A 13,745-nucleotide genomic window follows, 5' to 3' on the forward strand; every position below is an offset into this window, starting at 1 on the left:
GGAATTACGCTTGCTGGCACCATGGCAATGCTTGCCGCGCAACAATGTCGAGACTATGGTGCGCGGCTTCGCTTTCGGTTAGAAGGCGCGCACCACGAAACGCCGATGCATGGCGCCCAAAAGTGGATACCGGTTTTGGGCTAACGACATGCATAACCAACAAAGTGCATGGCGCCCAAAAGTGGATACCGGTTTTGGGGTAACGACATTGCATTACCAACAAAGTGCATGGCGCCCAAAAGTGGATACCGGCTTTGGGACAACGACATGCGTGAACCAAGAAGTCCCAAGGAGTTGGACGACATGCTGAGAGGCTCGCTTACCGCGCTCGTGACACCGTTCGAGAAGAGCGGGCGTTTCGACGAGAAAGCCTTTCGCGTGTTCGTCGACTGGCAGCTTGGCGAGGGCACGACGGGCTTGGTTCCTGTCGGCACGACCGGCGAATCCCCGACGCTGTCGCATGACGAGCACCGCCATGTCGTCAAGGTCTGCGTCGAGGTGGCCAAGGGCCGCGCCCCGGTGGTTGCCGGCGCCGGTTCCAACAACACCGAGGAAGCCGTCGGGCTCGTGCAGTATGCCGAAAAGGCCGGCGCCGATGCCGCCCTGGTCGTCACGCCCTATTACAACAAGCCGACACAGCGCGGCCTCTACGAGCATTTCGCCGCCGTCGCCAGGGCGACCAAGCTGCCGATCATCATCTACAACATCCCGCCGCGCTCGGTCATCGACATGACGCCGGAGACGATGGGCCGGCTGGTACACGACTTCAAGAACATCGTCGGCGTCAAGGACGCTACCGGCAAGGTCGAGCGAGTGTCCGAGCAACGGATGACCTGCGGCAAGGATTTTATCCAGCTTTCGGGCGAGGACGCTTCCGCGCTGGGTTTCAACGCGCATGGTGGCGTCGGCTGCATCTCGGTGACCTCGAACGTCGCGCCACGGCTCTGCGCCGAATTCCAGGCAGCAACGCTTTCGGGCGACAGTGCGAAGGCGTTGGAGCTGCAGGACCGTCTATTGCCGCTGCACAAGGCAATCTTCATCGAGCCCGGTGTATCCGGCGCGAAATATGCACTGTCGAAGCTTGGCAAGGTCGAGAACGTGCTGCGTTCGCCGCTGGTGACTGTCGAGCCGGCAACGGCCGAGAGGATCGATGCGGCCATGAAGCACGCCGGCTTGATCAATTAGCGAGCCCGTTTGGGAAGTCTGCTCCCACGGTGATCTGAAGGCGCCACCTGCGCTTCCGGTGCTCCCGTACTATATGTACGCTCCGCTCCGGTTCTCGGTAGCGCCACCATCTGGCTCGCGGGAGCGAGTTTCGAAACGGACTCTAGGCCTCATGAACCAAGTCAGAAAAGCCGATCCCAACAACAAGACCGTTGCCGAAAACCGCAAGGCGCGGTTTTCGTATGAGGTGCTCGACACGATCGAGGCCGGCCTTGTGCTGACCGGAACCGAGGTCAAGTCGCTGCGTCAGGGCCAGGCCAACATCCAGGACAGCTATGCCTCGGTCGAAGGCGGCGAGATCTGGCTGATCAATTCCTATCTGCCGGAATATCTGCAGGCCAACCGTTTCAACCACGAGCCGCGCCGCCGCCGCAAACTGCTGCTCAACAAGCGCGAAATGGCCAAGCTGTCGCAGAGCGTGGACCGCGAAGGCATGACGCTGGTGCCGCTGAAAATCTATTTCAACGATCAGGGACGCGCCAAGCTGCTGCTTGCCGTCGGCCGCGGCAAGAAACTGCACGACAAGCGTGAGACCGAAAAGCAACGCGACTGGTCGCGCGAAAAAGGCCGGCTGCTGAAGGAACGCGGGTGATCGGGAGATAGCCTGGAAAGCCAACGATCGGGTTTTCAACCTCGAACACCGGCAAGTCCAACAGGGGATGGTCTTGAAGAAGCGGATTGTTCTCTGGGGCGTGGCCACTCTTGCCTTGGCATGTGTCATTGCTTTGGGGGGAGTGGCCTATTTCCGCACCTACTCTCCCGACCGCGACCGATATCCGCTCAGAGGCATCGACGTCTCCCATCATCAAGGCCGGATCGACTGGCGGCGTGTTGCCGCGGATGATGTGGCTTTCGTCGTCATCAAGGCGACTGAAGGCGGCGACCATGTCGACGACGCCTTCGGCGGCAATCTGCGCGAGGCCCGCGCCGCCGGCCTCGCCGTCGGCGCCTATCATTTCTTCACCTTCTGCCGGCCGGGCGCCGACCAGGCGAGGAATTTCATCTCGGTGGTGCCGCACGATCAGCCGCTGCTGCCGCCCGTGGTCGACATCGAGTTCGGCGGCAACTGTCCGCGGCGACCGTCGCCCGAACAGTTGAATGCCGAACTTCAGGCCTTCCTCGGACCTGTCGAGGCGGCATTCGGCAAGCCGGTGATCGTCTATCTGACGGATGAAGCCGAGGCCGCTTATGCCGGGCAAATCGCCGCTCGCCCACTCTGGCTACGCTCACTGCTCATGGAACCGGACCGCCGTGACTGGATCTACTGGCAGTACCACAACAGGGGGCGCGTGAACGGCATCGAGGGGGACGTCGATCTGAACGTTTTGCAGGGCGGGCCGGAGAAGTTGGCGGCGCTGCTCGCCTCCACACCTTGATGAACAGGCCCGATCTGATGCCGGTCCGGTTCTTCGGCAGCCTGCCATGCCCTGAAACCATTCACGATCCAGCTGATGTCGAGACGGCCAGATTTTCCCTGGTGCTGCGTCGACCCATCGCCGAATAGCCCATCCCGGCGGCCATGATGGCGATGGCCACGCATTGGATAGCCAGCGGGGTCTCGCCAAGCACGACCATGCCGACCATCACGGTGGCCACCGGCACACCTGGGAGGAATAGCGATGCGGCTTGTGAGCCCAATCGGTCGACAATGTAAGTGTAGAGGAACATTGCGGCAGCGCCCGCGAGAAGACCTTGAATGACGATCTGGCTGGCGATTTCGGCGCCTGCGGCGGCATGGAGGCCGCTTGGCGCAAAGACATAGAGAAGTGGCAGCGGTAGGCAGGACAAAAGCACGACGCTCGCGGTCGCCGTGACCGGGTCGACACGCCATCGCTGCACAAGGACGGCGTATGTGGAAAACATCGCGCCCGATCCGATAAACAGCAGGTCCCCGAACAGGACATCGCTGGCGCCGGTGCGCGCCGGCGCTATGAACAGCAACAAGCCGGCGATGATCGTGACGACACCAATGATTCGCCGACGCGACGCGCTTTCCCTGAACAGCGACAATAGGAACGAGAAGAACACGATCGAGGCCGGGCAGAGCGCCGCGGCATGGGCGGCGGGCGCGTGGGTCAGGCCCCAGTTGATGATCAGCGGATAGGGCAATCCGGCCAGTGCCGCCAACGTCAGTCCACGCCGCCAGCCCAGCGCCTTCATGGTCGCCAGCCCGCGCCTCCAGACGATCGGCAGGAACACCGCGCCGGCACCGGCAAAGCGCAGGCCGGCCATGTCGGTGGCCGTCAGATGCTCCCTGAGGCTGAAGCGGGCGGCGACGAACTGCGCTGCATAGATGGCGATCATGACAAGACCGGCGATCACCGCCAGTCTTGTGTCTCCGATGTCTCGTCCGTCGGCCATGTCAGTTCCGCCGCATGTTCATGCCGCCAGGACGAGACAGCCCCGACCTTGCGATGAAGCGGAGCCTATTGTCGAAAGGGCCGCGACAAAATACGCTGTTTTTCACAATTTGAAGTGTAATTCACGCAAATAGGATGGCTTGAACGTGAATCCTGAACCAGTCGACCTAGACGCCGTCGACCGCAGTCTTCTGCGACTGTTGCAGGAAGATGGACGCCGCACCACGCTCGACCTGGCAGCGCGCGTCGGCCTGTCACCGACCGGTGCCAGCCAGCGCGTGAAACGCCTGTTTCGCGACGGCTTCATCACCGCCGTCAGGGCGGTGCTCAATCCGGCAAAGATTGGCCGCGGCATGCTTGTCTTCATCGAGGTGCGGCTCGATCACGCGGCCCCGCATATCTTTGACCGCTTCGCCGAGGCGGTGGCAAAGGCGCCCGAGGTACTGGAATGCCACATGGTCGTCGGCGGCTTCGACTATCTCGTGAAGGCCCGCATTGCCGAGATGGCCGACTATCAGGACTTTCTCAAACGCGTCATCCTGCCGCTGCCGGGGGTGAAGGAGACACATACCTATGCCTCGATCGGCGACGTGAAGCCGGATGCCTTGCTGCCGGTGTGAGCAGGCACCGCGGACCGCACGGTACCCGAGAGCTCAGTTCTTCAGGAATGCCGCGATCTCGCCAAACACCCTGACGAACATGTCTTCGGTCAACACACCCGTATTGGTGTTGTAACGCGAGCAATGGTAGCTCGAAAACAGCATGATGCCGCCGGCTTCCAACTGGCCACCATGTTTGAACGGATAGGCGGCGACGCGCCCGCCCAGTGCCCGCACGGTCGACTGGTGCGCGATCGATCCCAGCGCCAGCACGGCGCGCAGGTTGGGAAAGCGAGCGATGGTCGGCACCAGGAATGTCCGGCAGGTGGCGATCTCGGCACCGACCGGCTTGTTCTCCGGCGGCACGCAGCGCACCGCGTTGGTGATCGCCGTGCCGACGAGCTCCAGCCCGTCATCGGGCCGCGCCTTGAACTCGCCGCGTGCGAAGTCGTGGGCAATCAGTGTCGAATAGAGCAGGTCGCCGGCATAGTCGCCGGTGAAGGGGCGCCCGGTGCGGTTGGCGCCCCGCAGGCCAGGCGCCAGACCGACGATCAGAAGCTGGACGGTATCTTCGCCGCCCAGTGGCAGGAAGGTCGGCACCGGGGCGTTGAACCATGACGGCTCGCGCTGCCGCCATTCGGCGATGAAATCATGCAGCCGCGGGCAGAGCGGGCAATCGCGGCTGGGTTCGGAAAGCGAGAGGGCGGTCAAGTCGACCGGCCTCAGTAGTCGTCCTCGTCGACTTCAGCCGGTTCGGGCCGCCGTGCCGGCCGTTCGGAGGGGTCGCGGCCAACTTCGTTCTTCAGCGTCGCCAGGTCGATGAAATGGTCGGCCTGCCGGCGCAGGTCGTCTGAGATCATCGGAGGCTGCGAGGCCATGGTCGAGACGATCGACACCTTGCGGCCACGCCGTTGCAGCGCTTCGACCAGCGTTCGGAAATCACCGTCTCCGGAGAATATGACATAGTGGTCGACGACATCGGCGAGTTCCAGCGCATCGACGGTGAGCTCGATGTCCATGTTGCCCTTGATCTTGCGGCGGCCGGTCGAGTCGGTGAATTCCTTGGCGGGCTTGGTGACCACCTTGAAGCCGTTATAGTCGAGCCAGTCGATCAGCGGCCGGATCGAGGAGTATTCCTGGTCCTCGACCAGCGCGGTGTAATAATAGGCGCGCAACAGGTAACCGCGCTTGTGGAAGCTCGCCAGGAGCTTGCGATAGTCGATGTCGAACCCGAGCGCGCGCGATGTGGCGTAGAGATTGGCGCCGTCGATGAACAGGGCGATTTTTTCACGAGGGTCGAACATGGAAATAGTCCTTTTCGAAAAAACGGCCGTCTAAACGAAATGCGGTAGCGACTTTCGGTCAGGCTCATAATAAACCGGCCGACCTTGGACCCACCGAGATAACGCCAGTTTGGTGGCAATCCAAGGGCATGTGGCGCACTGCAAGCAATTGTGATCGTGGCGCCGAACCCTGGACCCGGCTGGCTTTGCCAGATCGGGAGTTCGATGTTGAGATTGAGTGCCCTGTGGGCCCGCATCGCCATGATGCTTGTATTTTGGCCGCGTTCGGGTTAAGGACCGCGCCTGTTTTCCATCAAATCCAGGCATGAAAGGGGCAGTCCATGGCCCGCGTAACCGTTGAAGATTGCATCGACAAGGTCGATAACCGCTTCGAGCTGGTGCTTCTGGCCGGCCACCGCGCCCGTCAGATCAGCCAGGGCGCGCAGATCACCGTCCCGCGCGACAACGACAAGAACCCGGTCATCGCACTGCGCGAGATCGCCGACGAGACGCTGTCGCCCGACGATCTCAAGGAAGATCTGATCCATTCGCTGCAGAAGCATGTCGAGGTCGACGAGCCTGAAGTCGATGGCGAAGTGATCGCCGATCAGACCGGCGGCGCCGTTGCGGCCGCCGAAACCGACGACGCCGAGGAGAACGTCACCTTCGACCGGATGACCGAGGAAGATCTCCTGGCTGGCATCGAAGGCCTGGTGCCCCCGGAAAAGAGCGACGACTACTAAGTCGGCCGTCCGTTCCGGCGGTCGCTGAATCTTCCGGCACTTCCGTCCCGGCGGTTTCGTGGCTATCTATGACATGCGCCGTACAACAGTGCGGCGCATGATTCATTTCATCGCCGAGAGATTTAGCCCATGATGCGTCAGTATGAGCTTGTCGAGCGCGTCCAGCGCTACAAGCCTGACGTCAACGAGGCGTTGCTCAACAAGGCCTATGTCTACGCCATGCAGAAGCATGGCCACCAGAAGCGCGCTTCCGGCGATCCCTATTTCTCGCATCCGCTCGAAGTCGCCGCCATCCTCACCGAGATGCACATGGACGAGGCGACCATCGCCGTCGCCCTGCTGCACGACACCATCGAGGACACGACGGCGACGCGGGCCGAGATCGACGATCTGTTCGGTCCCGAAATGGGCAAGCTGGTCGAGGGCCTGACCAAGCTCAAGAAGCTCGACCTCGTCTCGAAGAAAGCCGAGCAGGCGGAGAACCTGCGCAAGCTTTTGCTGGCGATCTCGGAAGATGTTCGCGTGCTGCTGGTCAAGCTCGCCGACCGTTTGCACAACATGCGCACCCTTGATCACATGCCCGAGGCCAAACGCCTGCGCATCGCCGAGGAGACGATGGATATCTACGCGCCGCTGGCCGGGCGCATGGGCATGCAAGGCATGCGCGAGGAGCTGGAAGAGATCGCCTTCCGCTTCATCAATCCGGAAGCCTACCGGGCCGTCACCGCCCGGCTCGCCGAGATATTCGAGCGCAACAAGGGCGTTCTGACCGACATTGAAAAGGCGCTGTCGGCCTTGTTCGAGAAGCACGCCATCAACGCCGGCGTGAAGAGCCGGCAGAAGAAGCCATGGTCGGTGTTCCGAAAGATGGAGGCCAAGGCGCTGTCCTTCGAGCAACTGTCCGACATCTTCGGCTTCCGTGTTGTCGTCGACAGCGTCGAGGACTGCTATCGCGCGCTGGGTGCCATCCACACCACTTGGTCGATGGTGCCCGGCCGTTTCAAGGACTACATCTCGACCCCGAAGCAGAACGACTACCGTTCGATCCACACCACCATCGTCGGCCCTTCGCGCCAGCGCGTCGAGCTGCAGATCCGCACCCGCGAGATGAACAAGATCGCCGAATACGGCGTCGCCGCCCATTCAATCTACAAGGACACCGGCGGCAAGACGAACGGCGCCGGCCATGCGATCTCGAAGGAGACCAACGCGTACGCTTGGCTGCGTCGTACCATCGAGCAGTTGGCCGAGGGCGACAATCCCGAGGATTTTCTCGAGAACACCAAGCTTGAGCTGTTCCAGGACCAGGTGTTCTGCTTCACGCCGAAAGGCATGCTGATTGCCTTGCCGCGGGGCGCCACGCCGATCGATTTCGCCTATGCGGTCCACACCGATGTCGGCGACACCTGCGTCGGCGCCAAGGTCAATGGCCGCATCATGCCGCTGATGACGGAGCTGAAGAATGGCGACGAGGTCGAGATCATCCGCTCCAAGGCGCAGGTGCCGCCAGCCGCATGGGAATCGGTCGTCGTCACCGGCAAGGCGCGCGCCGCCATCCGCCGCGCCACCAAGAATGCGATCCGCAAGCAGTATTCTGGCCTTGGCGCGCGTATTCTGGAGCGTGCCTTCGAACGAGCCGGCAAGACCTTCACCAGGGAAAGCCTCAAGCCCGTGCTGCACAGGCTCGCACGCAAGGACATCGAGGATGTGCTGGCATCCGTGGGCCGCGGCGAACTGGCCTCGACCGATGTCATGAAGGCCGTGTTCCCCGACTACAAGGACGAGCGCGTCACGCCGGCGGCGCCCAAGCAGCGCGAGGAAGGCTGGTCGAAGATCCGCAATGCCGCAGGCATGCTGTTCCAGATACCTGGCCGGGCCGCGCGCAAGGACAAGGACCAACCAGGCGCCGGCGCCGTGCCGATCCGCGGCGTGCGCGGCGACCTGCCGGTGCGCTTCGCGCCGGAAGGCGCGGTCCCTGGCGATCGTATCGTCGGCATCGTCCAGCCGGGCACCGGCATCACCATCTACCCGATCCAGTCTCCGGCGCTGCAGGCCTTCGACGATCAACCGGAGCGCTGGATCGACGTGCGCTGGGACATCGACGAGCGCACCAAGGAGCGGTTCCCCGCGCGCGTCTCGGTCACCGCCATCAACGCGCCGGGTTCGCTTGCCGATATCGCCCAGGTCGTCGCCTCCAACGACGCCAACATCCATACGCTGTCGATGGTGCGCACCGCGCCCGATTTCACCGAAATGCTGATCGATCTCGAAGTCTGGGACCTGAAGCATCTCAACCGGCTGCTGTCGCAGCTCAAGGACAATTCGAGCGTCAGCGATGCGCGGCGCGTCAATGGCTAGCGATAGCCGACCATGGGGGACGAGATGAAGACCGACGAAGTGCTGGACATATTCCGTGAGGCTGGCGCTGTTCTGGAGGGTCATTTTATCCTGACGTCGGGCCTGCGCAGTCCAGTCTTCCTGCAGAAGGCACGCGTCTTCATGCATGCCGACAAGACCGAGCGGCTTTGCAAGGCGCTGGCCAAGAAGATTCGCGCCGCCGTGCCAGGCAAGATCGACTATGTCGTCGGGCCGGCGATCGGCGGCCTGATCCCTGCCTACGAAACCTCGCGCCACCTTGGCGTGCCAGCGATCTGGGTGGAGCGGGAGGGGGGCGAGTTCCGCCTGCGCCGCTTCGAGATCGATCGAGGCGCCCGCGTCGTCATCGTCGAGGACATCGTCACCACCGGTCTGTCGATCCGCGAAACCATCGATTGCCTGCGCGACGTTGGCGCAGAGGTGGTCGCGGCCGCCTGCATCATCGACCGTTCGGCCGGCAAGACCCATGTCGGCGTGCCGTTGATCGCGCTTGCCGAATATGAAGTTCCAGCCTATCCGCCGGACAGGTTGCCGCCGGAGCTTGCCGCCATCCCGGCCATCAAGCCGGGCAGCCGCAACATCTGACGAGGAGGTCGAAATGATCGCCGGCATCGACCATTTCGTGCTGACGGTCCGCTCGGTTGAAGCGACCTGCGACTTCTACCGGCGCGTGCTTGGCATGCGGCGCCTGGATCAGCCGAACCGGCCGACAGCGCTTCTGTTCGGTTCGCAGAAGATCAACCTGCACGAAGTCGGCCGCACTTTCGAGCCAAAGGCAAGGACGCCGACGCCGGGTTCTGGCGATTTCTGCCTCGTGTCGGCGGTGCCTCTCGCCGAAATCCAGGCCGGCCTCGCGGCCGAAGGCGTTGCCGTCGAAGTCGGTCCGGTCGAGCGCGTCGGCGCGCAAGGAGCTATGATGTCGGTCTATTTCCGCGATCCCGACGACAATCTGGTCGAGGTCAGCGAATATCTGAAGTAGGCGCCGTGCCGGAAGGCTATCGTCTGGCCCCTGATGGCGACCTTGTCGAAGTCGGTCGGAACCCCTGGCCGCATATCGGTCATCCGGCTGCGACAATTAGCCGAAACCACTTCTCAAATTCGCCGCGATTATCCGATGTGGAGGAGATGGATCCGAGCAAAAACCTGGCGCTGCGGACGCTGAGCGTAAGGCCTTCGGTTGTCGTTGGGCTTGCGGATGGCTATATCAAAGTCGCGATTGCCTTCTGGCGACCGTAAAGCGCAAGATGTGGCAGTCGAAACCTGGCTGGAAACAGCCGGCGTGTAAGCTGTGAATTGTCTGGAATAGGAATAGAGTGCTTTTTCGTCGCCGCAAGCCTGATGGCCTTTTCGAGCGGGTGCGTACCTATCTGTGGCCGCGCCGTTCGTTTTCGCGCTCGCTTCAATATTTCTCCAAGCGCATTCTGCGGCTGAAGGCCACCCCGCATGCGGTGGCCGCGGGTGTCGCGGCGGGTGTCTTTGCTTCGTTCTTCCCCGTCGGTTTCCACTTCATCATTGCCGCCGTTCTGTGTTGGGTGATCGCCGGCAATCTGGTGGCCGCCGCTCTCGGAGCCGTATTCTTCGGCAATCCGCTTACTTTTCCGCTCTTGTGGGGCGCATCCTGGGAAACCGGCAAGCTCATCCTGCACGATCGCTTGCCGACACACGGTCCGCCGGCGCATCTGGGCGAGATGCTGCACACGCTTTCCTTTGCCAAACTATGGCATCCCGTACTGGAGCCGATGCTGATCGGCGCGGTGCCGCTCGGGCTGGTGTTCGGCCTGGTGTTCTACGGCATCACGCGCTGGGGCATGAATGTCTTCCGCGAACAGAGGCGCAAGCGGCTGGCCGAGCGCGCGAGACGCCGTGAGCATTCGCCTCATTCCGCCGGAAGCGTCGGTTCTGCCGCCCAATGATCATCGGCATCGGCAGCGACCTGATCGACATCACACGCATCGAGAAATCGCTTGAGCGTCACGGCCAGCGCTTCATCCAGAGGATCTACACCGAGGTGGAACAGGCGCGTTCGGAGAACCGGCGCGCCCGCGCGGCTTCCTACGCCAAGCGCTTTGCCGCCAAGGAGGCATGCGCCAAGGCACTGGGCACTGGTCTGGCACAAGGGGTCTTCTGGCGTGACATGGGTGTCGTCAACCTGCCAAGCGGTGCGCCGACGATGGCGCTGACCGGCGGGGCGCTGGCGCGGCTGGAAGAGATCGTGCCCCGAGGTCATCGGGCAGCGATCCACCTCACCATCACGGATGATTTCCCGCTCGCTCAAGCCTTTGTGATCATAGAGGCGCTACCGGTCGAAGAAGCGCCACATTGATTGCATCTGACGACCGGCATGGACGTTGCCCAGCGCGCGCCGAGACTCTATACCATCCAACGCACAATCGAGGACGACATGAGCGTGGCTGAAAAATCTCAGAAGAAATCCGGCGGGCTTGGCGAAACCGTCAGCGTCATCGTCCAGGCGCTTTTGCTCGCCCTGGTCATTCGCACGCTGCTGTTCCAGCCGTTCTCGATCCCGTCGGGCTCGATGCGGCCGACGCTTCTGGAAGGCGACTATCTGTTCGTGACCAAATGGTCCTACGGCTATTCACGCTATTCGCTGCCTTTTGGACCGGACATTTTCTCGGGCCGCATCTGGGGCTCAGTGCCCAAGCGTGGCGACGTGGTGGTGTTCAAGTTCCCACCGGATCCATCCGTCGACTATATCAAGCGCGTCATCGGCCTGCCCGGCGACAAGATCCAGATGAAGGATGGCCAAGTCTTCATCAATGGCGTCGGCGTGCCGCGCGTCAAGACCGGCCAGATCGACAATCCCGACATCACGGAAAAGGATTATCCGATCGACGTCTATCGCGAGACGCTGCCCGATGGTGTCAGCTACGACACGCTCGACCTGTCGCCGAACTCGATTGGCGACAACACCCGCGAATTCGACGTGCCCCCCGGCCACTATTTCATGATGGGCGACAACAGGGACAATTCCGCCGACAGCCGCTTCACCGTCGGTTATGTTCCAGCCGAGAACCTGGTCGGCCGCGCCAACCTTGTCTTCTTCTCGATCGCCGGCAAGGCAAGCCCGCTCGAAATCTGGAAATGGCCGTCGCTGATGCGCGCTTCGCGCCTGTTCCACTTCGTCAACTGATGGCGTTGAAGCGCCCGACAGGCGAGACTCTGGCCGGTTTGGTGATGGCCAAGACCGGGCATGTTTTCAGGGATATCCGCTTACTTGAGACGGCCTTGACGCATTCCAGCGCGGTCAAGGCGACAAGCAACAATCAGCGTCTTGAATTCCTTGGCGACCGCGTGCTTGGTCTTGTCGTCGCCGATATGCTTTTCGAGAAATTCCCCGATGCACCGGAAGGCGAAATCGCGCCCCGTTTCAATGCGCTGGTCGATGCAAAAACATGCTCGGAAGTCGGCATCGAGATGCAGCTGGAGAATCTGGTTCGGGCCGACGCCGCCTTGAAGACGCGATCGCGCGGCTACGGCGGAAACTATCTGGCTGATGCCGTCGAAGCCCTAATCGCGGCAGTTTATATCGATGGTGGTATCGACGCCGCGCGGCGGTTCGTTCTGCGTTATTGGGAGCCACGTTCGAGCACGGTTGTGACGAAGCCACTTAATCCGAAATCCGATTTGCAGGAATGGATTGCCAAGTCGAGTGACGCGCGACCCGAATATGTGATCGAAAAACGCGAAGGGCCCGACCATCAGCCGGTCTTCACTATTTCTTTGCAGGTTAGCGGCTTTGCACCTTCCATCGGTACCGGCGGCTCCCGCAGAGCGGCCGAAGAAGCGGCGGCTTCGGCATTTCTCGTGCGCGAAGGCGTGTGGGCCAATAAAGGGAGCGCGGCATGACCGCAGAAGATACTGCAGCCGCTCCCGTCACGCACTCCGGCTTCGTTGCGCTGATCGGCGCGCCCAATGCGGGCAAGTCGACGCTGGTCAACCAGCTGGTCGGCGCCAAGGTCTCGATCGTCACCCATAAGGTGCAGACGACACGTGCCATCGTGCGCGGCATCGCCACGCACGACAACGCGCAGATCGTCTTTGTCGACACACCGGGCATCTTCAAACCCAAGCGGCGGCTCGACACCGCGATGGTGACCACCGCGTGGGGAGGCGCCAAGGACGCCGACATCGTGCTGCTGCTGATCGACGCCGAGCGCGGCATCAGGGGCGATGCAGACGCCATCCTCGAACGGCTGAAGGACGTGCGCCAACCGATGGTGCTGATTCTCAACAAGGTCGATCGGGTCAAGCACGAGGCGCTGCTGGCCCTGTCCGCGGCAGCGAACGAGAAAGTGCCGTTCCAGCGCACCTTCATGGTCTCCGCGCTGACCGGTTCCGGCTGCAAGGACCTCCTCGACTATCTGGCGCAGGCGCTGCCGGCCGGTCCCTGGTACTATCCGGAAGACCAGATTTCGGACCTGCCGATGCGCCAGCTGGCAGCCGAGATCACCCGCGAAAAACTCTATCTCAGGCTGCATCAGGAACTGCCCTATTCGTCGCACATCGAAACCGAGAAATGGGAAGAGAAACAGGACGGCTCGGTGCGCATCGACCAGACCATCTTTGTCGAGCGCGACAGCCAGAAGAAGATCGTGCTTGGCCACAAGGGCGAGACCATCCGCGCCATCGGCCAGGCCGCGCGGATGGAAATATCAGGCATACTGGAACAGAAGGTCCACCTGTTCCTGTTCGTGAAAGTGCGCGAGAACTGGGGCGATGACCCCGAGCGCTACCGCGAGATGGGGCTGGAGTTCCCCCGCTAAGGCCGAAAAATCCTGGCACGTCATCGGCGCGGTGCTGGCCGACCACAAGCATTGGGCGTGAGGCCAACGCATGTCGCCCGGAAGTGTCCTCGGTTCCGGGACAACGACATGCATAAAATCGGAAGCTTACAGCAGGTCGGCGAATCCGATTCGCCGCTACGAGCTGTAGAGCACGCCGCGGCTTTACGGGAACCGCTCCCCGGGTGCCGGAAAGCAGCTAAGGCGAAGCGCCGGTTCCTCCACGCGGCCCGCCATGGCGCCAGACCAACTCAGATTCTTGGCAAGCCGCCAACGAAGCGGCGACGCGCCATGAGGCCGGCTTTCAGCGCGGTGATCTGGAGCCGCTGATGGTGTTGTTTTCGCGCCGACAGCGATA

At 62.2% G+C, this 13,745-nt stretch carries 16 protein-coding genes; 13 read left to right on the forward strand and 3 right to left on the reverse strand.

Annotated features, from left to right (window positions below):
- Positions 1 to 303 precede the first annotated feature (303 nt).
- The 3 genes from dapA to AC3CB8_RS15630 all read left to right on the forward strand — a co-directional run bounded on the left by dapA (position 304) and on the right by AC3CB8_RS15630 (position 2,600).
- Positions 304 to 1,185, forward strand: a complete 882-nt coding sequence (gene dapA / locus AC3CB8_RS15620; RefSeq protein WP_023794885.1) for a 4-hydroxy-tetrahydrodipicolinate synthase — start codon at positions 304 to 306, stop codon at positions 1,183 to 1,185.
- A gap of 151 nt (positions 1,186 to 1,336) precedes the next feature.
- A complete protein-coding gene (gene smpB, locus AC3CB8_RS15625) occupies positions 1,337 to 1,816 on the forward strand; it encodes an SsrA-binding protein SmpB (RefSeq protein ID WP_006202221.1) in 480 nt (159 codons plus the stop codon).
- Between the two features lie 73 nt (positions 1,817 to 1,889).
- Positions 1,890 to 2,600 (forward strand): glycoside hydrolase family 25 protein, encoded by a 711-nt coding sequence (locus AC3CB8_RS15630; protein ID WP_352565047.1) that lies wholly within the window; start codon positions 1,890 to 1,892, stop codon positions 2,598 to 2,600.
- A gap of 61 nt (positions 2,601 to 2,661) precedes the next feature.
- On the opposite strand, the gene AC3CB8_RS15635 is transcribed toward AC3CB8_RS15630, so the two are convergent.
- Positions 2,662 to 3,585 (reverse strand): DMT family transporter, encoded by a 924-nt coding sequence (locus AC3CB8_RS15635; protein ID WP_352565049.1) that lies wholly within the window; start codon positions 3,583 to 3,585, stop codon positions 2,662 to 2,664.
- A gap of 145 nt (positions 3,586 to 3,730) precedes the next feature.
- Between AC3CB8_RS15635 and AC3CB8_RS15640 the strand changes: the two genes are divergently transcribed.
- Positions 3,731 to 4,204 carry an Lrp/AsnC family transcriptional regulator gene (locus AC3CB8_RS15640; protein WP_015318584.1) on the forward strand — a complete coding sequence of 158 codons (474 nt, stop codon included), beginning with the start codon at positions 3,731 to 3,733 and terminating at the stop codon, positions 4,202 to 4,204.
- A gap of 33 nt (positions 4,205 to 4,237) precedes the next feature.
- Here AC3CB8_RS15640 and AC3CB8_RS15645 read toward each other — a convergent pair whose 3' ends face one another.
- Positions 4,238 to 4,894 (reverse strand): uracil-DNA glycosylase, encoded by a 657-nt coding sequence (locus tag AC3CB8_RS15645; protein ID WP_023771625.1) that lies wholly within the window; start codon positions 4,892 to 4,894, stop codon positions 4,238 to 4,240.
- 11 nt (positions 4,895 to 4,905) lie between these two features.
- The gene (locus tag AC3CB8_RS15650) at positions 4,906 to 5,487 is read right to left on the reverse strand and encodes a LabA-like NYN domain-containing protein (protein WP_015318582.1); all 582 of its coding nucleotides are present in this window, start codon (positions 5,485 to 5,487) and stop codon (positions 4,906 to 4,908) included.
- A gap of 320 nt (positions 5,488 to 5,807) precedes the next feature.
- Here AC3CB8_RS15650 and rpoZ point away from each other — a divergent pair, with 320 nt between their 5' ends.
- The 9 genes from rpoZ to era all read left to right on the forward strand — a co-directional run bounded on the left by rpoZ (position 5,808) and on the right by era (position 13,369).
- Positions 5,808 to 6,209, forward strand: a complete 402-nt coding sequence (gene rpoZ, locus AC3CB8_RS15655; RefSeq protein ID WP_023771626.1) for a DNA-directed RNA polymerase subunit omega — start codon at positions 5,808 to 5,810, stop codon at positions 6,207 to 6,209.
- Positions 6,210 to 6,338: 129 nt separating this feature from the next.
- Complete coding sequence (locus tag AC3CB8_RS15660; RefSeq protein WP_023771627.1) at positions 6,339 to 8,567, forward strand: RelA/SpoT family protein; 2,229 nt, start codon at positions 6,339 to 6,341, stop codon at positions 8,565 to 8,567.
- A gap of 24 nt (positions 8,568 to 8,591) precedes the next feature.
- Positions 8,592 to 9,170 carry an orotate phosphoribosyltransferase gene (pyrE, locus tag AC3CB8_RS15665; RefSeq protein WP_352596392.1) on the forward strand — a complete coding sequence of 193 codons (579 nt, stop codon included), beginning with the start codon at positions 8,592 to 8,594 and terminating at the stop codon, positions 9,168 to 9,170.
- Between the two features lie 13 nt (positions 9,171 to 9,183).
- Positions 9,184 to 9,564, forward strand: a complete 381-nt coding sequence (locus tag AC3CB8_RS15670; RefSeq protein WP_023771629.1) for a VOC family protein — start codon at positions 9,184 to 9,186, stop codon at positions 9,562 to 9,564.
- A gap of 334 nt (positions 9,565 to 9,898) precedes the next feature.
- The gene (locus tag AC3CB8_RS15675) at positions 9,899 to 10,498 is read left to right on the forward strand and encodes a DUF2062 domain-containing protein (protein ID WP_352565055.1); all 600 of its coding nucleotides are present in this window, start codon (positions 9,899 to 9,901) and stop codon (positions 10,496 to 10,498) included.
- Complete coding sequence (gene acpS, locus AC3CB8_RS15680; RefSeq protein WP_023771632.1) at positions 10,495 to 10,908, forward strand: holo-ACP synthase; 414 nt, start codon at positions 10,495 to 10,497, stop codon at positions 10,906 to 10,908. The genes AC3CB8_RS15675 and acpS overlap by 4 nt, the downstream gene beginning before the upstream one ends.
- Positions 10,909 to 10,986: 78 nt before the next feature.
- Entirely contained in the window at positions 10,987 to 11,736 is a 750-nt protein-coding gene (gene lepB, locus AC3CB8_RS15685) for a signal peptidase I (protein WP_023794881.1), read from the forward strand.
- Positions 11,736 to 12,452 (forward strand): ribonuclease III, encoded by a 717-nt coding sequence (gene rnc / locus AC3CB8_RS15690; protein WP_023771634.1) that lies wholly within the window; start codon positions 11,736 to 11,738, stop codon positions 12,450 to 12,452. The genes lepB and rnc overlap by 1 nt, the downstream gene beginning before the upstream one ends.
- Positions 12,449 to 13,369, forward strand: a complete 921-nt coding sequence (era, locus tag AC3CB8_RS15695) for a GTPase Era (RefSeq protein ID WP_023771635.1) — start codon at positions 12,449 to 12,451, stop codon at positions 13,367 to 13,369. Before rnc ends, era begins: the two co-directional genes overlap by 4 nt.
- Positions 13,370 to 13,745 lie beyond the last annotated feature (376 nt).

The organism is Mesorhizobium sp. P160927, assembly GCF_057766385.1.